The 24,501-nt window shown below is 48.4% G+C and carries 16 protein-coding genes; 14 read left to right on the top strand and 2 right to left on the bottom strand.

Annotated elements, in window-relative coordinates; all coding sequences use genetic code 11:
• Positions 1–31: 31 nt before the first annotated feature.
• The 6 genes from thrS (at position 32) to OIM59_RS09460 (ending at position 5,687) form a co-directional block, all read left to right on the top strand.
• Positions 32–1,972 (top strand): threonine--tRNA ligase, encoded by a 1,941-nt coding sequence (thrS, locus tag OIM59_RS09485; RefSeq protein ID WP_022354171.1) that lies wholly within the window; start codon positions 32–34, stop codon positions 1,970–1,972.
• A 102-nt stretch (positions 1,973–2,074) separates the two neighbouring features.
• Positions 2,075–2,656, top strand: coding sequence for a translation initiation factor IF-3 (gene infC, locus OIM59_RS09480; protein ID WP_299168751.1), 582 nt, complete (start codon positions 2,075–2,077; stop codon positions 2,654–2,656).
• Between the two features lie 70 nt (positions 2,657–2,726).
• A complete protein-coding gene (gene rpmI, locus OIM59_RS09475) occupies positions 2,727–2,924 on the top strand; it encodes a 50S ribosomal protein L35 (protein WP_072542914.1) in 198 nt (65 codons plus the stop codon).
• A 106-nt stretch (positions 2,925–3,030) separates the two neighbouring features.
• The gene (rplT, locus tag OIM59_RS09470) at positions 3,031–3,381 is read left to right on the top strand and encodes a 50S ribosomal protein L20 (protein ID WP_072542913.1); all 351 of its coding nucleotides are present in this window, start codon (positions 3,031–3,033) and stop codon (positions 3,379–3,381) included.
• A gap of 379 nt (positions 3,382–3,760) precedes the next feature.
• Entirely contained in the window at positions 3,761–4,522 is a 762-nt protein-coding gene (locus tag OIM59_RS09465; protein WP_299168756.1) for an EFR1 family ferrodoxin, read from the top strand.
• Between the two features lie 13 nt (positions 4,523–4,535).
• Positions 4,536–5,687: a lactonase family protein gene (locus tag OIM59_RS09460; RefSeq protein WP_299168759.1), complete on the top strand. Its 1,152-nt coding sequence runs from the start codon at positions 4,536–4,538 to the stop codon at positions 5,685–5,687.
• A 17-nt stretch (positions 5,688–5,704) separates the two neighbouring features.
• On the opposite strand, the gene OIM59_RS09455 is transcribed toward OIM59_RS09460, so the two are convergent.
• Both OIM59_RS09455 and OIM59_RS09450 read right to left on the bottom strand, forming a co-directional pair.
• A complete protein-coding gene (locus OIM59_RS09455) occupies positions 5,705–6,979 on the bottom strand; it encodes a PAS domain-containing sensor histidine kinase (protein ID WP_299168762.1) in 1,275 nt (424 codons plus the stop codon).
• Positions 6,976–8,343 (bottom strand): sigma-54 dependent transcriptional regulator, encoded by a 1,368-nt coding sequence (locus OIM59_RS09450; protein ID WP_299168765.1) that lies wholly within the window; start codon positions 8,341–8,343, stop codon positions 6,976–6,978. Before OIM59_RS09450 ends, OIM59_RS09455 begins: the two co-directional genes overlap by 4 nt.
• A 214-nt stretch (positions 8,344–8,557) precedes the next feature.
• Between OIM59_RS09450 and OIM59_RS09445 the strand changes: the two genes are divergently transcribed.
• From OIM59_RS09445 to OIM59_RS09410, 8 genes are all read left to right on the top strand, one after another.
• Entirely contained in the window at positions 8,558–9,991 is a 1,434-nt protein-coding gene (locus tag OIM59_RS09445; protein WP_299168879.1) for a TolC family protein, read from the top strand.
• A gap of 12 nt (positions 9,992–10,003) precedes the next feature.
• Positions 10,004–11,254, top strand: coding sequence for an efflux RND transporter periplasmic adaptor subunit (locus tag OIM59_RS09440; RefSeq protein WP_299168768.1), 1,251 nt, complete (start codon positions 10,004–10,006; stop codon positions 11,252–11,254).
• A 207-nt stretch (positions 11,255–11,461) separates the two neighbouring features.
• Entirely contained in the window at positions 11,462–12,415 is a 954-nt protein-coding gene (locus tag OIM59_RS09435; RefSeq protein WP_299168771.1) for a tetratricopeptide repeat protein, read from the top strand.
• A 41-nt stretch (positions 12,416–12,456) separates the two neighbouring features.
• The gene (locus OIM59_RS09430; protein WP_299168775.1) at positions 12,457–14,778 is read left to right on the top strand and encodes an FtsX-like permease family protein; all 2,322 of its coding nucleotides are present in this window, start codon (positions 12,457–12,459) and stop codon (positions 14,776–14,778) included.
• Between the two features lie 107 nt (positions 14,779–14,885).
• A complete protein-coding gene (locus OIM59_RS09425; RefSeq protein WP_299168778.1) occupies positions 14,886–17,264 on the top strand; it encodes an FtsX-like permease family protein in 2,379 nt (792 codons plus the stop codon).
• Positions 17,265–17,302: 38 nt separating this feature from the next.
• Positions 17,303–19,687, top strand: a complete 2,385-nt coding sequence (locus tag OIM59_RS09420; RefSeq protein ID WP_299168781.1) for an ABC transporter permease — start codon at positions 17,303–17,305, stop codon at positions 19,685–19,687.
• Between the two features lie 20 nt (positions 19,688–19,707).
• Positions 19,708–22,056 (top strand): ABC transporter permease, encoded by a 2,349-nt coding sequence (locus OIM59_RS09415; RefSeq protein WP_299168784.1) that lies wholly within the window; start codon positions 19,708–19,710, stop codon positions 22,054–22,056.
• A gap of 15 nt (positions 22,057–22,071) precedes the next feature.
• Positions 22,072–24,480, top strand: coding sequence for an FtsX-like permease family protein (locus tag OIM59_RS09410; RefSeq protein WP_299168787.1), 2,409 nt, complete (start codon positions 22,072–22,074; stop codon positions 24,478–24,480).
• Positions 24,481–24,501 lie beyond the last annotated feature (21 nt).

The raw sequence follows: 24,501 nt of genomic DNA, 5'->3' as shown, positions 1-24,501 counted from the left end.
GTCTCAATAACAGATTAACACTATAAAGACTATGGTTAAGATAACTTTTCCTGATGGCTCTGTTCGTGAATACAATGAAGGAGTTACGGGTCTGCAGATTGCAGAAAGCATCAGTTCCCGTCTGGCACAGGATGTGCTGGCATGTGGAGTAAACGGCGAAACTGTAGATTTGAATCGCCCTATCAACGAAGATGCAAACTTCGTTCTTTATAAATGGGATGACGAAGAAGGTAAGCATGCCTTCTGGCACACAAGTGCACACTTGCTGGCTGAAGCGCTGCAGGAATTGTATCCGGGCATTCAGTTCGGTATCGGTCCGGCCATTGAAAACGGATTCTATTATGACGTAGATCCGGGTGAAGCTGTCATCAAGGAAGGCGACCTGCCTGCCATTGAAAAGAAAATGGCTGAACTGGCTGCCAAGAAAGAGGAACTGGTTCGTCAGAACATCTCGAAAGATGATGCGCTGAAGATGTTTGGTGAAAGAGGAGAAACTTACAAGTGTGAACTGATTTCCGAACTGGAAGACGGTCACATCACTACTTATACGCAGGGTGCGTTTACAGACTTGTGCCGTGGCCCGCACTTGCTTTCTACTGCTCCGATCAAGGCCATCAAGCTGTTGTCGGTGGCCGGTGCCTACTGGAGAGGACAGGAAGACCGCAAGCAGATGACCCGTATCTACGGTATTACTTTCCCGAAGAAAAAAATGTTGGATGAATACCTGGTGATGCTGGAAGAAGCCAAGAAACGTGACCACCGTAAGATTGGTAAGGAAATGGATTTGTTCATGTTCTCGGATACGGTAGGTAAGGGACTTCCGATGTGGTTGCCGAAAGGTACTGCACTGCGTATCCGCCTGCAGGATTTTTTGCGTCGCATCCAGTCACGTTACGACTATCAGGAAGTGATGTGTCCGCCGATTGGCAACAAGCTGTTGTATGTCACTTCCGGACACTATGCGAAATATGGCAAGGATTCTTTCCAGCCTATCCACACTCCGGAAGAAGGGGAAGAGTACTTCCTGAAACCGATGAACTGCCCGCATCACTGTATGATTTACAAGAACTCTCCGCGTTCTTATCGTGACCTGCCGTTGCGTATCGCAGAATTTGGTACGGTTTGCCGTTACGAACAGAGTGGGGAGTTGCACGGATTGACTCGTGTACGTAGCTTTACGCAGGATGATGCGCACATCTTCTGCCGTCCGGACCAGGTGAAGGATGAATTCCTCCGTGTGATGGACATCATCTCTATCGTATTCACTTCCATGGGACTGGAAAACTTTGAAGCACAGATTTCTTTGCGTGACAAGGTGAACCGTGAAAAATATATCGGTAGCGATGAGAACTGGGAAAAGGCTGAACGTGCCATCGTAGAAGCTTGCGAAGAAAAAGGACTGAAAGCCAAAGTAGAATACGGTGAAGCTGCATTCTACGGTCCGAAGCTGGACTTTATGGTGAAGGATGCCATCGGACGTCGTTGGCAGCTGGGTACCATTCAGGTAGACTACAACTTGCCGGAACGCTTCCAGCTGGAATACATGGGTTCTGACAACCAGAAACATCGCCCGGTAATGATTCACCGTGCACCGTTCGGTTCAATGGAACGCTTTGTTGCCGTATTGATTGAACATACAGCCGGTAAGTTCCCGTTGTGGCTGACTCCGGATCAGGTGGCCATCCTGCCTATCTCTGAAAAATTCAACGACTACGCCGACAAGGTTCGTCAGGATTTGAAGAAATACGACATCCGTGCCATCGTGGACGACCGTAACGAAAAGATTGGTCGTAAGATTCGCGACAATGAAATGAAACGTATTCCTTACATGCTGGTTGTGGGCGAAAAAGAAGCCGAAAATGGTGAAGTAGCCGTACGTAAGCAGGGTGAAGGAGACAAAGGAACCATGAAAATCGAAGATTTTGCAAAAAATATTGCAGAAGAAGTTCATAATATGATAAATAAATGGTAAATTTGCAGCCGTTTGCAGCCCCTGACAAAAAAGGATGCTGCAAACGGATTTTTCAATATTAATTTATAATTCAAGAAACAAACAAGGAAGACACTATTTTTAATGAAAAATGACACGTTAAAAGGGCAACATCGAATCAACGAACAGATTCGCGCCAAAGAAGTACGTATTGTGGGAGATGATATTGAATCGGCTGTATATCCGATTGCGCAGGCTTTAAAACTTGCGGAAGAACATGAAGCCGACTTGGTCGAAATTTCACCTAATGCCGTTCCTCCAGTTTGTAGAATTATAGATTATTCTAAGTTCCTTTACCAGTTGAAAAAACGCGCAAAGGAACAGAAGGCAAAACAGGTGAAGGTGAACGTGAAGGAAATCCGTTTCGGACCTCAGACGGATGAACACGATTATAATTTCAAGCTGAAGCATGCCATCGGTTTCTTGCAGGATGGAGATAAGGTGAAGGCATACGTGTTCTTCAAGGGACGTTCCATCTTGTTTAAGGAACAGGGTGAAGTCTTGTTGCTCCGTTTTGCCAACGACTTGGAAGACTATGCAAAGGTAGAACAGATGCCGTTGCTCGAAGGAAAAAGAATGACGATATCGTTGTCTCCGAAGAAAGCAGGAACTCCGAAGAAAGCGGCCAAACCTGAAGCTGCCAAACCGGTTGAACCGAAAGAATGAAAAAAAAGTGCGTAACGCGCCGGTATAGTGCGTTGCCACGTTGAATAATAATAATTAAAAATTTAACAAGATGCCAAAGATCAAGACTAACTCCGGTGCTAAAAAAAGATTCACTCTTACCGGAACAGGTAAAATCAAAAGAAAGCACGCTTTTCACAGTCACATTCTGACTAAGAAGACTAAAAAGCAGAAAAGAAACCTTTGCCACATGGGCTTAGTAGACAATGCTAACTTGAACCAGGTAAAGGAACTTCTGTGCATGCGTTAATCTTTACGAGAGCGTACACGTATCATTTAAATTATTAACCGAATGCATTAGCCTCAAGTCCGGTTGTGAAATATCGGCGCTATCATTCAAAAAGAATTAAAAAACTATGCCAAGATCAGTAAATCACGTTGCTTCTAGAGCAAAAAGAAAGAAAATTTTAGGTTTAACCAGAGGTTATTTTGGTGCAAGAAAGAACGTTTGGACCGTTGCTAAGAATACTTGGGAAAAAGGTTTGACTTATGCATACCGCGACCGTAAGAACAAAAAACGCAACTTCCGCGCATTGTGGATTCAGCGTATCAACGCAGCTGCTCGTCTGGAAGGTATGTCTTACTCTAAGTTGATGGGTGCATTGCACAAAGCAGGTATTGAAATCAACCGTAAGGTGTTGGCTGACTTAGCCATGAACCATCCGGAAGCTTTCAAGGCTGTAGTTGCTAAAGCTAAAGCTGCTTAATTCTCTTCCGGAAACGGAGACAACGTATAAAGGATGCCACATAAAATGGCATCCTTTTTTTATGCAATCTCTTTGCAGATTCAAATTATTGTCGTATATTTGTCATACAAAATTGAAGCCGTACTTGCAGAATCGGGAAACTCATCAAATTATAAGAAATACCGAGACAAGCGTCTTCTTCCAATGGCGGGCCACGCCTTCGGGTAGCATTTATGCCGGTGGATTACAAAGGAAGGGGGGCACTCAAAACCTGTCATTCGGAGTTTCGTCACGCCTCGGGTACGGCTTCTCCTTTTTCTAGGGCGAAGAATCTTGGATGTATCAGAGTCAAGGTTCTTCGCCTTATTTGTATGTGAACGTTGAACGTAATAGGATTCGTATGATTTTTTATTTTTCTGGAACGGGAAATTCGGAATGGGTGGCCCGGAAATTGGGAGAGTATTTGCAGGATTCTGTATATAAATTGACGGATTTACTGAACGGAAAACCGGACTTCCCGCAGTCTTCAGATGGAACGCTGGGTTTTGTGTTTCCGGTTTATTCGTGGGGACCTCCTCCGGTGGTATTGGAAGCACTGGCTAAGTTGGAATTGAAGGGAGTGCCTGATTACCTGTATTTTGTCTGTACCTGTGGTGATGATACGGGAAAGACGGCGCAGGTGTTTGCGCGGGCTGCGGCTCGGCGGGGATGGCGTTGCAAGGCTGGCTTTTCGGTGATGATGCCCAACACATACGTTTGTATGTCGGGATTTGATGTGGATGAACCGGAACTGGCAGCTCGTAAGTTGAAGCAGGCTCCCAGCAGAGTGGAAAATCTCAGCCGGAGGATTATCCGACGGGAAGAGGGATTTGATTGCCATGAAGGAAGTGTGCCTTGGCTGAAAACGTATGTGGTACGTCCGATGTTCAACCGTTTCATGATCCGTCCGAAAAAGTTTTATGCATCGGAAGCATGTATCAGTTGCGGACTTTGTGCCAAAAATTGTCCATTGGAGAATATCCGTATGGTAGAAGGACGGCCACAATGGGGCAGCCGTTGTGCGATGTGTCAGGCTTGTTACCACCATTGTCCGAAGCATGCAGTATGTTATGGCAAGCTGACGCAGAAGAAGGGACAGTATTTGAATTCTTTATTAAAATAACCGTAAATCTAAGATGAAACAGATTTTAATGTCATTGTGTGTGGGCGGTATCCTGATGGGAGCCTGCGCCGGAAAGAGTGAGCAGAAAACAAGTGTAACTCATGAGGCAGACACGTTGCTGATGCTGGTGGGCAGCTATGCAAAAGCCGACCAGGAAGGGGTGAAAGTATATCGCTTCAATCAGGAGACAGGCGATGCTGTACAGGCCAGTGCCTTGTCGGGAATTGAGAATCCTTCTTACCTGGTACCAGATCAGGACGGTACACACGTGTATGCCGTGGGAGAAACCGAGAAAGGTTTTACGGCCAACGCCTTGGCCTTGGATTCCTTGACCGCCAGTCTGTCGCTGGTGAACAGCCAGTCGACCGAAGGAGCGTCACCGTGTTACATCACAGTGAGTCCGGACGGGAGATTCGTGCTGACGGCCAATTACATGGGAGCCAATATCACCGTCTTTTCCCGTCTGGCGAATGGTAGTCTGGGAGAGGGGCATGCCATTGCTTTTCAGGGAAAAGGAGCCGATAAGGAACGTCAGGACCAGCCTCACTTGCATTGCGTATATTTCACGCCCGACGGCAAACTTCTTTTAGCGAATGATTTAGGTACCGACCGTATCCACGCGTTTCCGGTGAAACAGGCTTCCGGTACACAGGGAACTGATTTGCTGGATGAGGCTGCCGCTTTTGACATTGAACTGGCACCGGGCTCCGGTCCGCGTCACGCTTGTTTCGACAAGCAAGGGAAACATGCCTATCTGTTGACAGAACTTTCAGGAGAAGTCGTGGTATTTTCATACGATGGAAAGACCTTAACGCAGCAGCAGGTCATCAAGGCAGATACGGTAGGCGCGAAGGGAAGTGCCGATATCCATCTTTCACCCGACGGGAAGTTTTTGTATGCTTCCAACCGTCTGAAGGCGGATGGAGTGGCCATTTTCAAGGTGTCTCCTGCCGACGGAACCCTGACGAAGGTCGGTTATCAGCTGACGGGTATTCATCCCCGTAACTTCACGATTACGCCCAATGGCAAGTACTTGCTGGTAGCTTGTCGGGATACCAACGAGATTCAGGTATTTGCCCGTGATGCAGAAACCGGTCTCTTGCAGGATACAGGAAAGACCATCCACACCGATAAGCCGGTCTGCCTGCAATGGGTTATGAAATAAGTCTTTGTAAAATTTGATTATACGGCGGGGAAAGAGAGGCGGAAACAGCTTCCTTTCCCCGCTGTGCTTTGTACACTGATTTGTCCTCCGTGCAGGCTGACAATCTGTTTGCAGAGGGTGAGTCCGATGCCCGAACCGTTGCTTTTGGTGGTGAAGAAAGGAACAAAGATACGCTCTGTCACCTCCGGCAGCATGCCTTCCCCGTTGTCATGGATTTCGAAGACCAGCTCCTGCGCATGAGCTTTCACGCGGACACAGATATCCGGATGCGGACGATGGGCACATGCCTCGCGGGCGTTCTTCAGCAGGTTGATGAACACTTGTTCCATCTGTGTGCGGTCGGCCAGCCATTTTAGGCGAGAAGACGGATATTCAAAATGAAATTCCGGTTCCGGATAAAGGCGTTGCAAATCGGTAAAGAATTGTTCCAGGGGAATTTCCACCTTGACGGGGGCAGAAATGCGGGTCAGCTTCCGGTAATTCTCCACAAACTCCAGCAATCCTTTTCCCCGGCGGTAGATGACTTGTAATCCTTGCTGCACATAAGTGCGTGTACGGGCATCGTCGGGGTGTTCCTGGCTCCGTTCGTTCAAGGTGTCTGCCAAGGAAATAATCGGAGTGATGGAATTCATGATTTCATGCGTCAGCACCCGAATCAGTTTCTGCCAGGCTTCCATTTCTTTGTATTCCAAGGCCCCGTGAATGTTTTTCAGGCTGATTAACCGGCAGGTCCGTCCTTGCAGCTGGATGTGCGTGACGGATAGGGAGAGGTCGAAAGTGGCATCTCCCTTTTGCAGGTGGGCTACCTGTCGGTTTTCCCGAACGGCGGTACTGATTTCTTCCGGCAGAAAGGCACAATGCCCCCACAGTTCGCGGGCCGCCTTGTTCATCCATTCTATCCGGTTGTCCCGGTCGGCTACAAGAACGGCCGTATCCACCTTGTTCAACAGCATTTCATAGTATTGGTGCTTCACCTCCTCATCCAATATGCGGGTGCGGAGATTCTTCAGTGCCAGCGAAAGGTCGTCGGCCAGTTTCTGCATCTGTGGGTCGGCAAAAGGCGCACAGACCCGTTGCCCCAGGTCATTCTGTTTCATACATTCCACGAGGCGCCCCATGGTTTCGGTCTGACGCATCTGGATGCGGTATAAGTGATAGCAGATGCCCACCAGCAACAGTCCACAGATAATGCTGCAGAACAAAAGTGCATGCTGAATAGCCAGTACGCCTGCGGTGATGAAGAAGACTAAACCCACAATGTGCAATATGAGGTGGTATCCATACGTTTTCATAAGCCCCATTTTTCCAGTTTCCGATACAATGCAAAACGCGTAATTCCCAACAATTCGGCGGCCTTGCTCATGTTTCCTGCACTTATTTTCAAGGCCCGTTCAATCGCATTCTTTTCCAGTTTCTCCAGATTCAGTTCTTCCGCCAGCGTTTGTGGACGAGGTGTATTTCCTTGCGGAAACAGGAAGTCATCCGGTTTCAGAAGTCCGTTTTCACTCAAGATGACGGCCCGTTCCACGGTGTGCTGCAATTCGCGCACATTGCCCGGCCATTCATATTTCAAGAGTTTGTTTTTTGCTTCGCGCGTCAGTCCTTTGATTTCCTTGCGGTATTTCCGGTTGTACTGACTTAAGAAATGCATGGCCAGCAGCAGGATGTCTTCTCCGCGTTCCCGGAGGGGAGGGATGTGCAGTTCCACGGTATTGATGCGGTAGAGCAAGTCTTGTCGGAATTTCCCTTCCGCCACCAGCTGGTGCAGGTTGGCGTTGGTGGCACAAATCAAGCGTACATCGATGTGTATCGGACTCACTGCTCCCAGTCGGGTGATGCACTGTTTTTCAATGGCCGTCAGCAGCTTGGCCTGCATGGGCAGGGACAGGTTGCCGATTTCATCCAGAAACAACGTGCCTCCCGAAGCCGTTTCCATTCTGCCCGGTTTTGCTTTCCGGGCATCCGTGAAAGCACCCTTTTCGTATCCGAACAATTCACTTTCGAACAGCTGTTCCGGGATGCTTCCCAAGTCGATGGGAATGAACACCTGCTCCCGTCGGGGTGAGAAGAAGCGCAGCATGCGCGCCGCCAAGTCTTTTCCCGTACCGTTTTCTCCCAGTATCAGCAGGTTGGCATCCGTATCGGAGAGCTTGTAGATGGTTTCTTTTACTTTTTGCATGGCCGGAGAGTCGCCAATCAGTTCCGGCAGCGTGTCGTCTCCTTTCAACGCCTGCACTTCATTCTGCAACCGTCCGACTTCCTGACGGGAACGGCTCAGCTTTACCGCAGACGACAAGGTGGCCAGCAATTTCTCTTTCTCCCACGGCTTGGAAATAAAGTCGGTAGCTCCGGCTTTGATGGCCTGTACCGCCTTATCGGTATCCGCATACGCCGTCATGAACACCACTACCGCCTGCGGGTCGAGGTGAAGAATCTGTTTCAGGTAATCCAGTCCTTCCTGCCCGCTGATGGCATCCCGCTGGAAATTCATGTCGAGCAGAATCACGTCGGGGTGGAAAGTCGTCATGAAATGAGTAATCCGGAAAGGTTGCGTGGTGACCCGTATCTGTTCCATATAAGGCTCTAAGAGCAGGTTTAACGCGAAGAGCACGTCTTCGTTGTCGTCAATGATGAGTATTTTTCCTTTTTCTTCCATACAATATCAAGGTGTCTTTCGCAAAGATAATGCTTTTTTGCTTGTGCTGTATGTGCACTTTCGCACGCTTTTTGTGCGGATGCGCACGCAAACTGGAGTTGCTGAATTTTGCTATTTCTCGTATAACCAATGTGTTATCCGTATGGCACGGTTTTTGGAACTAAAAAAGCAGATAACTATGCGTATGAAGATGGAACACAAAATAGGATTACTTATGGCTTGTCTGCTTTTCTGTGGACAAACCGTGTGGGGCGAGAAGCTGACACTGCAAGAGGCCATCCGGATGGCACAGGCCAGTTCTCCGGAGGCTGAAGCTGCCCGGCATACCTACCGGGCGGCGTACTGGAGCTACCGTTCGTTTCGGGCAGACTATCTGCCTGAAGTGAGTTTGTCGGCATCTCCTTATCTGAACCGACAGATTAACAAGGTAACCCAGCCCGATGGTACGGAACTGTTTCTCCGCCAGAACCAGTTGGCTACCGACCTGACGCTTTCCGTCAGCCAGAACGTCTGGTTTACGGGAGGTAGCTTTTTCATGCAGACTGCTGCCCAGCGCATGGATGAACTGGGTGAGAAAAGTACGGCTTATAACACCCAGCCTTTCACGATAGGTTACCAGCAGTCGCTCTTTGGCTATAATTCGTTGAAGTGGAACCGCCGCATTGAACCGGTCCGTTTTCAGGAAGCCAAGAAAACCTATAGCGAGACGCTGGAGCTGATTGCTTCGAAAACCTGTGAACTGTTTTTCGCGTTAGCCGCTGCCCAGTCCGATATGGAGATTGCCCGTGCCAACTATGCGTCTGCCGATACCTTGTATCGCTATGCCCGCGGGCGGTATCGCATCGGCAACATTACGGAGAACGAGATGTTGCAGCTGGAGGTGAACAAATTGACCGAGGAGACCAACCTGATGAAAGCCCGTATCAGTGTGGAAGACGCGATGCTTACCTTCCGTTCTTTCTTGGGTATCCGGGAGGAAGAAGAGATAGAGGTGATTCCACACGACAGTGTGCCGGCTTTTGAAGTGCCTTTGGACAAGGCACTGGAACAGGCTCATCTGCACAGTCCGGAAATCGAGACCTACCGGCGGAGACAGTTGGAAAGTCGCAGCCAGTTGGCTTCCGCCCGTGCGAGCCGGGGATTGAAGGCAGATTTGTATCTCCAGTTCGGGCTTTCGCAGACGGCCGACCGGCTTCGGGATTCTTATCGTAATCCCCTCGACCAGCAATACGTGAGCCTGTCCGTAGTGATTCCGATATTGGACTGGGGAAGAGGAAAAGGAAAGGTACGTGTGGCCAAATCGAACATTGAACTGGTCAAGACGCAGGTGGAGCAGGGTATGAACGACTTTGAACTGAACGTGCGGCAGATGGTGCGGCAGTTCAATCTTCAGGCGCGGCAGGTGGAAGTCGCTTCCCGTACCGATGAAACAGCCCGTCGGCGGTATGAAGTGGCCCTCCGCCTTTACCTGATGGGCAAATCGTCGGTGCTCGATTTGAATGCAGCCACCACCGAGAAAGACACCTCCCGGCGCAATTATATCGAGGCCCTGAAAACCTACTGGATGCTGTATTACGGACTCCGCAGCCTGACGCAATATGATTTTTACCGGAATTGTCCGCTGACTGAAACTTTACCTGAAATATAACACAAACCGATTATGGATATACAATTGAAAAAGAAACCCTGGTACGTGCGCTATCGTTTTTATCTGGCAGGCGGCGTACTTCTGCTGGCCGGACTGATTTATGTGATTATACTGGCCTCCGGTCCGCAGCGCTTACGTATTGATGCAGACTCCGTGCAACTGGCCGAGGTGAAGCAGGCCCCTTTCCGTGAATACGTGGACGTGGAAGGAGTGGTGCATCCCATCCTGACCTTGATGGTCAATGCCCGCGAGTCGGGTAATGTAGAGCGTATCGTGGCCGAAGAGGGCAGTTTGCTGCAGCAGGGAGACACTATTTTGGTCTTGACCAATCCCAACCTGTTGCGTGAGATAGACGACCAGCGGGATGAATGGGAAAAGCAGCGCATCTCTTATCAGGAGAAATCCCTTGAGATGGAACAGAAAAGTCTGACCCTGAAACAGCAGACTCTGGAGGCTGCTTACGAACTGAACAAGATACGGAAAAGCTTTGCCCTGGAGCAGGAAGAATACCGCATGGGCATCCGTAGCAAAGCGCAGCTGGAGGTGTCGGAAGATGAGTTCCGTTACAAGACGGCCTCCACCCAGCTGAAGATGCAGAGCCTGCAGAGCGATTCGGCCATGACGGTCATCCGCAGGGAACTGTTGCGCAACGACCGGGAACGGGAACAGAAGAAGCTGGAGCGTTCCTTGGAGCGGATGGAAGAGCTGGTGGTACGTGCGCCGTCGGATGGGCAGCTTAGTTTTGTGAAGGTCACATTAGGGCAGCAGGTGGCAGCCGGAGAGAATCTGGCAGAAGTGAAGGTCATGTCGCAGTTCAAGGTGCATGCTTCCCTGAGCGAATACTACGTAGACCGGGTGACGGTAGGCTTGCCGGCGTCCGTGACTTATCAGGGAAAACGCTATGCCTTGAAAGTGAGTAAGGTGGTGCCGGAGGTGAAAGACCGCACCTTTGATGTGGACTTGGTCTTTACGGGAGAAATGCCCGAGAATGTCCGTCTGGGAAAAAGCTTCCGGGTACAGATTGAGTTAGGACAACCGGAACAAGCTTTGGTGATTCCACGCGGTAATTTCTATTCGCAGACCGGCGGTCAGTGGATTTACAAACTCAATGCCGACAAGACCCGGGCGAGAAAGGTTCCGGTGGTCATCGGGCGCCAGAACCCCCTGCAATACGAAATCACCGAAGGTTTGCAGCCCGGCGATTGGGTGATTACCACAGGATATGATAACTTTGGCGACGCGGAAGAGCTGGTGTTTAAATGAAGGAACCAGATGCTTCCAGTACTTCCCCGAAAGTACCGGAGTACTGCCTAAGAAGTACTGGAGTACTTTCAAGGGAGTACTGAAGTACTGACAGGGAAGTACTGAAAACGATTAAAGTGAAGAATTACAGAAGGTTGGGAATTAATTGTAAATATTGGAAACAGTGACTCTCCGGAGTACCCTATAGTAGAATATAATTATTGATTTATGAAAGGGAAAATAAAACACATAACTATTGCTTTGGGAATCTGTCTTTTGTTGGCAATGATTGTACTGGGGCTTAAAAAACGTAATACTATATATACCTGGTTTTTGGGAGATGTCCAGACGCTTTACATGCAGGCAGACAGTTTGTACAGACAGAAGAAATATGACGAAGCCGCGACACTGTACTCAAAACTGGCAAGAATTGACAGTGCAAAGCGTTGCCAGTTTATTTTAGGTGACATATATTATCAGGGGAAGACAGGGGTAAGGAATTACAAAAAGGCCATGAAATTATTCCTGAAATCGGCAGATAACGGCAATGCGGATTCTCAGAACAATCTGGGCTATATGTATGCGTATGGCATAGGAACCGACATCGACTATTCTAAAGCCAGAAAATATCTCAGTCTGGCTGCTTTACAAGGACACTCCCAGGCGCAAGTGGGATTAGGCAGCCTTTACAGGCATGGCTGGGGAGTCACCAAGAGCTATTCGGAAGCGTTCAAGTTGTATAAAAGGGCTGCTGCGTATAATAATACGGACGCAATGAACAATCTGGGCTATATGTACACTTTCGGTTACGGAACCTCAACCAGCGTGGGCGATGCCATATACTGGTTTGAAAAATCTGCTTCAAGAGACAATGTCTTCGCATTGTTTAATCTGGCTGTGTTTCATATAGAAGGGCATGGATACCCCAAAGATTTATCGAAAGGAGCTGAACTTCTTTCAAGGGCGGCCGAATTGAATTCTCCCGCGGCGCAGTTCAATCTGGGATTGATGTACTATTTCGGAAAAGGTGTTGGGAAGGATTATGCCAAGGCAAAACATTTGTTCCAACAGGCTTCCGCCCAAGGGCATAACCATGCGTTGGAATTTCTCATGAAGGTGGAGAATAAGGAGAAGGTTTCCGAAACCGATTCAATTTTTGATTGGAAATTGAAGGCGATATAATGTGGTATTAAAAATACCTGATTTTATAATTGTTGACACGAATGAGTGAAAAAGATATGATTGCACATTACCTGAAAATAGCCTGGCGTAACTTGCTGAAATACCGTATGCAGACTGTGGTCAATGTCATAGGTCTGGCGGTGGGGTTTGCATGTTTCGCATTTGCCAATCTTTGGATGCGTTACGAATCTTCTTTCGACAGCCGTTACGATGCCGCCAACCGCATGTACCTGATTTATACTGAAACTTCCATAGAGGCTGGAGGTATATCACCGCACGTGCCTTATCCAGTCTCCACGCTGTTGAAGAAAGAATTTCCCGAAATAGAGGCGGCTTGTGCCTTTACCCGCTATTCGCCAGCTGAGTTGAGATTGGAAGATCAGCCTGCTTTGGAGGCCGTTGGTATGATGTTGGATTCCTGTTTTATGGATATGTTTGGTGTTCGTGTGCTGACGGGTACTTATGATTTCTTTTATTCCGATGAAAAGGTTGCCCTGACAGAACGGGTGGCCCGGAAGCTGTTTGGTACAACGGAAGTGCTGGGCCGCACCGTAACCTGTAATGATAAGGAATCTACCGTTTGTGCCGTGGTAAGTGATTTGTCTCACAGTAACTTTTCGTTTGATTTTATTCATGAAGGAAGTTATTTCCGTAGATGGCAGGATGCATGGGACAACGGAGGATTTGAGGTGGTGGTCCGTCTTGCTCCGGGTGTTTCTCCTCAGTCGATGGAAGAGAAGTTCCGTGCCTATGCCGGGAAAGTGGATGATTTGAATAGCAAAGCGATTGGCCGACTCCGCCTGATGCCTCTTTCTGAAGTCCGTCAAGCCTCGTTCAACAAAGATCGTCTCGTTAGCTTTTTCTATCTGAGACTATTTGCGGCAGCTGGAGGGCTGGTTATTCTCTGTTCGTTGTTCAATCATCTTGCCCTTTTCCTTTCGCGAATGGAAATCCGTCGTCGTGAACTGGCGTTGCGACGCGCATGCGGGTCTTCCGGCAGGGGACTGTTTGCCATGCTCACTACCGAGTACTCGTTGCTTATTCTGTTGTCAGGTTTTTTCGGTTTCGTACTGGTGGAGTTGCTGCATCCTTTGTTCCAGCGGCTTTCGGGAGTGGAAGGCAATGTGTACGGAGGTTCACTGCTGTACTTCCTGATTGTGCTGCTGCTTTCGCTGCTGCTGTTGTTGCCTTTTGTTTTCCGTTATTCTTCCTTGCGTCCGGAACGCAGAAAGTCGGGACGGCAAATGAAGGTGATGGTAGGAATACAGCTTTTCATCAGTCTGCTGGCCATATTCAGCACAGTGGTATTGATGAGACAATTGAATTATCTGCGACAGACTGATTTGGGTTGGGAGCGTCATAATCTTGCGGCCTTCACCTTTGTCTATCCTGACACCTCAAAGGATGAAATCGTAGAACATGTGCGACAGATGCCTTTTGTCCGTCAGGTGCTTACCGGCTATTGGGGACTTCTGCCCGAAGGAGCCCGGGGAACTGTCACCATGGATTGGGATGGAAAGCCATCTGACTGGAAAATGCAGGATATACGTATGGCTTGTATGGACGATACGTTGGCAGCGTTCTATGATATTCAGCTGGCAACTGGTCAATTTATTCGGCAGGATGGTGGAGACAATCAGGTAATGCTGAATGAATCGGCTGTCCGGGCTATGGGGGTAACCCATCCTGTGGGGATGGTCATAACCTATAGTCAGGAACAGAAGGAGAAGTCTACTGTAGTCGGGGTAGTGCGTGATTTTCATATTACAGCCCCTACCGTTCCAGTACAGCCTACACTTTATGTGAAGAGATCTGGCTGGATGAACGGAAATCATATTCTGATAAAATATCACGAAGGAAGTTGGCCCGAACTTCGTCATCGGGTAGACAGCCTTTTTGCCAGCGACTATCCCGAAGTGAAATATAACCTGGTAAATGTGATGGATGAATATGATACTTATCTTAAGTCTGAAAATCTGCTGATGCGTTTGCTCGCTTTTGTTTCCACGGTCTGCATTCTGATGTCTGCTTTCGGGATTTTCTCGATGGTTACCTTGAACTGTGAACGCCGTCGCAAGGAGATGGCTATCCGTAAGATAAATGGGGCACGGGTAAAAGATATTTTAGGACTCTTTGCACGCGAATATCTGTGGCTGTTGGGCATTGCTTCTGCCATCGCTTTTCCGGTGGGTTACATACTGATGAAGCAATGGCTGGAGAATTATGTAGAACAGATTCCTTTGTCGTGGTGGCTTTATATGGTCATTTTCCTTTGCATGGCGCTGGTGATAGCCCTTTGCATCAGCTGGCGTATCTGGCGGGTAGCAAAGGAGAATCCGGCAGAGGTGATAAAGAGAGAGTGATAGTCTATTGTCAGTTATCACATTGTGCTGGCAGGTGAACAAAGCCTCTCGTATCAATCTGCGTGAAGTAATGAAACATGAATATAAACTGAATAAATAGAAAGACTATGTGGTTACATTACCTGAAAATAGCCTGGCGTAACTTGCTGAAATACCGTATGCAGAGTGTGGTCAGTATCTTAGGACTGGCCGTGGGCTTGGCATGCTTTGCCCTTTCTGCCTTCTGGATACATTATGAGATGACGTACGATACGTTTCATCGTGATGCAGACCGTCTGTATCTGGTTGGAGTGAATGACGATAGTTTCGGCGGGTCTTCCGCGAGCTTCACGCCTTATGCCTTGGGACGTTACCTGAAGGAACATTATTCGGAAATTGAAGATTACTGTTTGTTTGAGGCAGAAACTTTTTTTGTGATGAAAGACAACCGGATGCTGGAGTTGCCCATGCTTCTGCCCGATACTACCGCCTTGCGGATGCTGGACTTCCGTACCTTGGAGGGGGATGACAGTTTTCTTCGTGCCGGTTCCACAGATAGCCGTATTGCCATTACGGAGAAGACCGCAAAACAGCTGTTTGGCACTACGGATGTGATTGGCCAAACCGTGACCAATGCCAACTGGAACAAGGAATATACCATTGGCGCTGTAGTGAGCGACTGGGGAGCGCACACTAATTTCCCCTACGCTTTTCTGGGTAACGGAAGCGGACGGACAGGCTGGGACGATTACACCTACCGGACACTTGTCAAAGTGAAGCCAGGTACGGATGTCTCCCGATTGCTGGAGAAGATGAATGCCCACTTCCCCGAAGAACTGACCAAAAGCAGGTTTCAGGAGAACACGGGACTGACACGTTTCTACCTGGAACCGCTGACGGGCCTTCGTGCTACGGAAGGTTTCATCCTTAAAAACAACCAGACAGTGCAGTTCCGTTATATCACCTGGTTTGCTGTGGTGGGCGGACTTATTATCGTTTGTGCCTTTATCAATTACCTGACGATTTATATCGACCGTTTCCGTACGCGCCGAAGAGAAATGGTGTTGCGGCAGGTTTGCGGGGCAGGACTGCGTTCGTTGGTTATCCTGCTTTGTACTGATTTTCTGTTGACAATTCTGGCGGCCTTGGTCGTGGGGATGGTATTGGTAGAGTTGCTGATGCCGGTCTTTCTCCGGTATGCGCTGATTCAGGATGCTGACTTTTCGAACTACCGTTCAATCTTGTTCTACATCCTGTCGGTATCGGTCGTCATGATGGTCATCGTGGTGCTGTGGGTATGGCTGTTTCAGAAGCGGTCATTGCATGGAAATATGCATACGGGCAATGCGCTTTCGGGTATCGCTTGGCGGAAAGGAAGTGTCATTCTCCAGCTGACGGTCTGTATGGCTTTCATCTTCTGTGCGGTGGCCATGCAGCTGCAACTGCACCATTTGCGGAATGTGGATACAGGCATGGACTATCGCGGACGGGCAGCCGTCAGCATTTGGATGAATGTGGACATGAACGTATGGGCCGAGAAAATCAAGACCTTGCCGATGGTGACGGAGGTGGTACGTCCGGTTTACTGGCCGTTGTTGGGTATGGGAGCTTATTCATCGTCCTTGATAGATGGAGGAACAGGTATGGAAGGCCGTTTGAAGGAGCCTTTGTCTTTTGATGAAGTGTTGGCTGGTGAAGACTTCTTCCGTTTTTACGGTATGCAGCTGTTGGCAGGCGAATGGGTGTCGGAAAAGTCGGATTATCGGCAGGTGAACATTCTGGAAAGTACGGCCCGCCGGATGGGTTGGACTCCTGAAGAAGCTGTAGGCAAGCAGCTGTTTTTTGTTGATCGCAAGACAGAGCCGATGACCGTTATCGGGGTGGTGAAAGACTGTGCTTATAAATCGCCTACTGAGAAACTTCCCTACACGATGTTTGTCAACACCGATCAGGTAAAGTGGATGCACGCCCGCTGTTTTGTTCTTTTCAAATACCGTCCGGGAACGTGGGACGAATGTCGCCGTTGCATTGAAGAGATGCAGCGTGCCGAGCTGCCCGACCGTAAGCTCTTTCTCTATAGTGAAGAAGAACGTTACAACGATTATCTGAAGTCGGAAGATGCCTTGTCGTCATTGCTTGGGTTCTCATCGCTGGTGTGTATCTTCATTTCGATATTTGGTATCTACTCGCTGGTGACATTAGCTTGCGAGCGGCGCCGCAAGGAGATAGCTATCCGCAAGGTAAACGGAGCCACGGTGAGGAATATTCTTATGCTGTTTTTCAGGGAATATGCTTTGCTGTTGGTCGTTTCTTCGCTGATTGCCTTCCCTGCTGCCTGGTGGGTGATGAGACGTTGGATAGAGCACTATGACCGTCAGGTGGAAATCGGATTCCTTCCATTTCTGCTGATTTTTGTCGGCGTTGCTCTTTGTGTAGTGGCTTGTATCGGGCATCGCATTTGGAAAACGGCAAATGAGAATCCGGCAGAGGTGATAAAGAGTGAATGATATAAAAGAATGATATAGAAATAAGAAAAGAAAACAATATGAACACACTACGCTATGCCTTACGTTTCCTGCTTCGTGCACGGACGTACACCCTGATTAATCTGTTGGGGCTGGCTTTCAGTCTGGCCTGCTGCCTCATTCTGCTCCGATACATCCATCGGGAACTGACGGTCGATGTGCATGGACAGGATCTGTCAACCATTGTGGTGCCGCTTCGGGACATTAATGGAACGGTATATCCTGGGGAGAATCCGGTGCAGCAAAGTGACGGAGTTTTTGCGCTTGACCGGAAATGGATACGTGAACAGTGCCGGGTAGTGGAGGAGGAGAACGCTTCCATTTTTTCCGGTGACCGGGCTTTCCAGTCGGATTTGCTTGCAGTAGATTCCACATTCTTTCATTTCTTTTCTTATCAGGTGGTGGAAGGAAGTCTGGCTTTGTCTCGTCCGGATGTGGCGATTCTGACCGAGAAGTATGCCCGCAGGCTTTTTGGAAAGGAATCACCCATCGGGAAAAAACTGATGTACGGTAAGTGGACGCTGACGGTGACAGGAGTGTTGAAAGAACCAGTCTGCAAGACTACATGGAACTTTGATTTGTTGGTATCGCGTCAACTGAAGCCTGACTGGGGCAAGCTGAATACCGAATTGATGAGGGTGGATCCGCATCTGAACCTGGAGGAAATAAACAAGCAAACGAATGTGTATCGGAAGTATCCTTATGATGAGCGTGCTTTGTGCCGGTATAGATACATAGGCTGGAAAGATTTTTATTTCGAATCTTCCATAGCCGACAAATACAATCGTATCTTTCAGTTTGGCAACCGGAATTATGTGTATATTTTGTCGGGTGTGGACATCTTCTTGTTTTTGATTGGTATTTTGAGTTTCGTCAATTTGTATTCCGTCACCATGTTGAAGCGTACAAGGATGTACGGCCTGAAGAAAGTGTTTGGCATTTCCCGTGGAAGGCTTTTTGTTGAGATGTACCTGGAAAATCTGTTGCTGATGGCTGGGGCAATCTTGCTGGCTTGGGGAATCATAGAACTTTCTTCCCGCTATATCACCCACCTGTTTGGAGAATCGGTACCGGGTACCTTTTTTGACTGGGTACTGACGGGGAGTCTGTTGGTTGTGTTGCCTTTGTTGGCCTCTTTCGTTTTTTATGTACGCTACGGACTGAAGAATCCAGTCAGTTGCATGCGCTTCTATCAGGACGGAAAAAGCAAGTCGGTCTATCGTCAGGTCTTTTTGTTTATACAGTATGCCATTACCCTGCTGCTGATGATACTTGCCTTCTACTTCCAGCACCACTTTGATTTTCTGATGCATACTTCTCATGGTTATACTACACAGGGAATTTTGTCTGCCGACTTGTATCGGGAGAATAGATACAGTGCTTACGAAAGCCTTACATCCGAGCAACAGCAAAGGCAATGGGCCTGTCGGGAGGCGATTAATCAGAAACTGGATGAGTGTCCTTTCATAGAAAGCTGGATGACTTCACCCCGGGACTTTCTGCGTGGTTATTTTACAGATATAATCAATGACAAAGGAGAGAAGTTTCCTTTGTACGTCATGTTTACTTCCACGGATTTCATGAAGATGTTCGGATTGAAAGTGAAGGAGGGACAGATAGGTGACATTGATTCGTATGAGCATTATCAGATTGCTTTGAATGAGACAGCCATGAAGACTTTGGGGTATGACGCCGTGGAAAAAGCGGCTGTGCGGAGTGTCTCGCCATTATGGATAGCCATGGTGCAAGGAAAGGTGGTGGAATACGGCACGTCCATGATGCCGGTAAATGCGGTGGTAAAAGATTTCTTTCCGCAACGGCTTACCGACGGTGTTCCTCCGATGCTGCTGGTCATTTCCTCCAATTCATTGGGGGCTGCATTGATAAAAGCGGTACCCGGCAGAGAGAAAGAGCTTGTGCCATACTTGAAAAAGATAGAGCAGGAAGTGTATCACACGGATGATTTTACTTATCAGTGGATGGACGATAAAGTGGCAGAAATGTATAAGGACGATGAACGGACGTCCGATATTTATACCTTGTTCTCGTACATGGCTATTTGGGTTTCCTGCTTGGGCTTGTTGGGCATTTCCTTGTTTGAGATTCGTCGCCGTTATCGGGAAATCGCCATTCGGAAAGTAAATGGGGCTACACGCCGCGATTTGTATCTTTTGTTGGGACGCAGGTATCTTTTGGTTCAGTTGCTTGCTTTTGTGGTAGCGGCTCCTGTGGCCTGGCTGGTGATTCGGCATTACACAGCCACTTTTGTGGAAAAAGCTCCAGTCACTGTCGGCTTGTTCCTGATACCCTTCCTGGTGGTGATGGTATTGTCAGTCCTCACGCTGTTCTGGCAGGTGCACAAAGCCTCCCGCATTAATCCGAGTGAAGTAATGAAAAGTGAATAATAAAAAAGAAACAAATTTATATGAACACACTACGCTATGCATTACGTTTCCTGCTTCGTGCACGGACGTACACACTGATTAATCTGTTGGGGCTGGCTTTCAGTCTGGCCTGCTGTATTATTTTACTTCGATATATCCATCGGGAACTGACGGTTGATACCCATTGTGTGGACCGGGAAAATGTATATGTGTCTCGTTGTCAGATTGGTGAGAACGATGCATTGGTCTCTTCCACATTGAATGGCGATACGCTGGCTGTAGACCCTTCACTGGTCATGCAACGTTCACGGGTCACACTGCTGGATCATGACATGATACGTTACAAAGATAATCGTTTCCAGGTAAATATGATAGTGGCTGATACGACTTTCTTGAAACTGTTCCATTATCAGCTCTTGCAAGGAGAGAGTTCCCTTTCAAAGCCTGGGATGGCTTTGCTGAGTGAGCACTTGGCGCATAAGTTGTTTGGCAAGCAGAATCCCATTGGAGAAACCTTTGTCTTGTCTACCGGGAAATCAGTGACCATATCCGGTATTTTTGCCACGCCGAAGAATAAAAGTTTTTTGTTGGTGGATGCCATTCTTTCCGAAATGCCGGGAGCACTTTGGGAGAGAATGCCCATGGAGTTTGTCCGTTTTGTACCGGGAGCGGATATTCAGAAATTGAATGAGGCAGGCAAGACGTTGCGTCCTACACGGGTGGGAGACGGCAGCATGTACACTTTCTCCCTTCTGTCGTTGAAGGATGTGTATTGGGAGTCCCGTTTGTTGTACCGCACTTCTCCTACGATGTGTGTGTCGGGCAACCGTGCTCAGTTGTATGTCTTGTCGGCCATGTGTATCTTTATATTCTTTATCGGTCTGCTTAATTACCTCAATTTGTATGCGGTGCTGATGGGCAAGCGGTTACGGATTTACCTGATTCATCGGGTATGGGGAGCAGGTTTCCGTTCACTTTTTCTATTGATGTATTGGGAGAATCTGGTGTTGTCGGCATTGTCGTTGCTGTTAGCTTGGACGGTGGTGGAACTTGCTCAGCCTTTTGTCAATCGTGTCTTTGATACAGAGTTTGCTGTCGGGGCGTTTGACGTATGGGTATCATTGGCTTTGGTGGTGTGGTTGCCGCTGCTGATATCGTTGGTAACTGCACTCCGGTGTGGAAAGGCTCCGTTAAGTATGTCATTGGTTCGTTCGGGGAATGACCGGAAATCCATACGTTTGCGTCAGGGATTCCTGTTCGTGCAATATACCGTAACCATTGTACTGGTTGTCCTTGCCTTGTTTTTTCATCGTCATCTCAACTTGCTGTTGAATACTCCACCGGGATTTCGGATGGAAAACGTGATTCAGGCCAACCTTATATATGAATCAACGGATTATGCTTCTTATACCGATGAATCGATACAGGCCCGGAAGCAGCGGATTGCGCAGATTGATGAGGCATTGAGCAAATGTCCGGACATTTCATGTTGGACGGCGGATGTGTATTCCATTCTGGATTTCGACTATACGGCGGAGTTTCAGAATGTGAAGGGGGAAACCGTTTCATTGAATCAGAATTTTGCCACTCCTGAATTCTTTACCTTGTTCAACCTGAAGCTTGTGGAAGGAAGATTGCCTGTCGAGGAGGATGGCTATGTGGTGAATCGGGCTGCTATGCAGGCATTGGGATACACCTCTTTGGAGGGAGCTACCGTGTTGGACCTTCGTATGAAAGAGGCGGCGCCTGACTTTCCGGCCCGACCGATTGTGGGGGTGATAGAGGATTATTATAGCGGACATATATCCAAGGGGATACGCCCCATGCTTTTCATGGTTTTTCCTACTATGCAGGGAGATGTGTATCATATTGCGTGTCAGCCGGGTCGGATTCCTCAGGTGATAGATTATCTGCGGAAGTTGGAAAAGGAAGTGTATGGTACGGAGAATTTTCAGTATTCGTTACTGAAGGACGATGTGCAGAAGTTGTATAAATCCGATCGGCAGGTGGCTACCATTTATTCGGCCTTTGCCTTTATCGCCATTGTCATTTCCTGTCTGGGGTTGTTCGGCATTTCCTTGTTCGACATCCGCCAGCGTTACCGGGAGATTGCCATCCGCAAGGTGAACGGTGCCATGCTGAAAGACCTGTATGTGCTGTTGCTCCGCCGTTACGTGGGGATGCTGTTGCTGGCAGCCGTGGTGGCAGTTCCGTTGGCTTGGCTGGCCATCCACTACTATACCGCCGATTTGGTGGTGAAGGCTCCGGTGACGGTCGGCCTGTTCCTGACAGCCTTCCTGATAGTAGCGGTGATTTCCGTGGCTACGTTGCTCTGGCAGGTGCACAAGGCTTCCCGCATCAATCCGAGTGAAGTAATGAAAAGTGAATAATAAAAGAATGAATTTATGATGATTGCACATTATTTGAAAGTAGCTTTCCGCAATTTGTGGAAATATAAGACACAGCATCTGATTGCGTTGGTCGGAGTAGGGGTGGCCTTGCTGTGTTTCAGCATTTGTCTCTACGTGGTTCGTTATGCTTTCAGCATGAATCATTGTTTTGCAAACTATGAACGGATTGCCGAACTCAATATTCGTGACATGAAAGAAGGGAAGGTGTTGAATTATACTCCTGCGACGTTGGCCGAGGAACTGCGTCTTCAAAAGCCGGATGGGATTGAGGCATTATGTGTGGTGGATTATTCACCGATAGAACGGCCTTTCAACGTGGAGATGCCCGACGGGAAGCAGTTACCTTATACCTTTTTCGTGGCAGAGACGGATTCTTCCTTTTTTCAAGTATTGACTCCTCAAATTTTGTGCGGTTCGGCTGAAGTGAGCAAGATGATGCCAAATTCATTGGTCGTGAGTGAGAGCATGGCACGCCGGGTATATGGGGATATTCGCCAGGCGGTAGGAAAACAGCTGGTACTGATGCGCCGGTTGTACACTTCGCCGGATTCTACTCCACGTACCGGGGGAACAGTTTATACCATTCAGGCAGTGATTGAGGATATTCCAGAGAACAACAGTATTGCTTTTATGGAGCATCTGGATATGTTTTCCCTCAACGATTCGGAAGGAATCATCCAGAATGATGCCCGTTATGCCATTATCAGTTCCTTTACGTATGCGTTGCTGCGTAAAGGTTTTACTCCGGAGCAACTCAATGAGTGGTTTTATCGCAGCAAACAGACGCATCGGATGCATGATACAAGCTTTGCGGTGGAAGCTCATCCGATGGGAGATAGGGGCTGGAATGGGGGACTGCTTCGTACGATGGTATGGACTACGATGGTAGCCGGGGTATTGATTTTGCTGGTGGCCTTGCTCAATTTCTTTCATCTGCTCGTGGGGTCTTTTCTTACTCGTATGCGTGAATTCAGTATCCGGAGAATGGCGGGAGCATCCGGAGGCAGTCTTTTCGTCCAACTGTTCACACAGTCTGCCTTGTTGGTTTTGCTGGCCGGCTTGTTGACTGGTGTCTGCATCGAGGTGATGGCTCCCTGGTTGAGACTGGAAATGGCCGGTTTGTCTTTGCAGTTTGACGCTTCTCTGCTGATGGTACAGTGCTTTGAGTATCTGGCTGGCCTGTTGGGAGTATGTGCTTGGGTGTGTGGAATAGTCGTGTGGAAGGTACGTCGCACGCAGGTGCATGCGGGGGTATCGGGCGGTGTACACCGGGGAGGAAAGAGACGGCTGCGGAATCTGTTGTTGGGAGCGCAGTTGTTCATCTGTTGGGTCTTTATCTCACTGGCAGCGGCACTTTATCTGCAATCGGATAAAACGGGACGTACCTTGTTCGGGACATTGAGCTTGGAGGAGAAAAAGCAGATTTTGAGCATTCCGATGGATTTTTCTTTTATGAATACCGTGCAGAAGCAGGATCTGATACATCAGTTTAAAAACTTGTCGGGAGTCGAAGAGGTACTTCCGGCCGACATCACTTATTTGGGAGGCGTTTCCGGTTCGGGTATGTATACGGAGAAAGACAATAAAGACAGTTATGTGGATGTAAATGTGATGCGTGTAACTCCCGGTTTCTTTCGTTTCATGCACATTCCGATGCGGTCGGGACATACGCTGCGTGAATCGTCCGATTTGGTGATAGACGAGGCTTTGTCTCGTCGTCTCGGAAAGGACATCATGGGGAAACCGCTTTATAATTATGACGGAGATGCCTACACGGTTAAAGGAGTGTGCCAGACATTTGTGTCCAGTGTGTATTATGATAGTGAAGGATTTATATTCCTTCTGAGCGGGTTCGACGATTACTGTGGGCATTGTTATGTGAAATGTAAGGAGGGGCAGACGGAAACCGTATCTCAAGAGGTCCGGAAGATACTGAAAAAAACGTTGCCGGAAAGTGTGGAAGTGAAGGTCAGCACGTTCATGGACGACATCCGTGAGTCACAGGCGCTTGAGTTCAAGCTCCGCGGAATTGTATTGTTCTTTTCGGTAGTGGTGCTGGTGATTTCGTTGTTGGGCGTGTATTCAGCCGTGACCATCGACACGGAATATCGGCGGAAGGAGATGGCTATCCGAAAAATTAACGGTGCCGGAATGTGTCAGATAATCTGGCTGTTTGCCCGGCTTTATGTGACTTTACTGACGGTGACGGCTGTGTGGGGATTTGCGCTGGTTGAATTCTTGTTGAGGCAGTTTAGTACCTTGTACACAGTGTTCTTCCGGCATGGGGTGGCTTTCTATTTTTGCCTCTTCCTGAGTGTCTCCTTGTTCGTCGCCCTCACGATAGCTTTCCGCATTTGGCAGGTGTCCCGGGTGAATCCGGCAGAAGAAATCAAGAGGGAGTGATGAGATAACATGGTTATGTAG

The organism is Bacteroides mediterraneensis (assembly GCF_025993685.1).
Classification (GTDB): Bacteria; Bacteroidota; Bacteroidia; order Bacteroidales; family Bacteroidaceae; genus Phocaeicola; species Phocaeicola mediterraneensis_A.
Note: the sequence above shows the minus strand (reverse complement) of the source record. Positions and strands in the feature narration are given on the sequence as shown.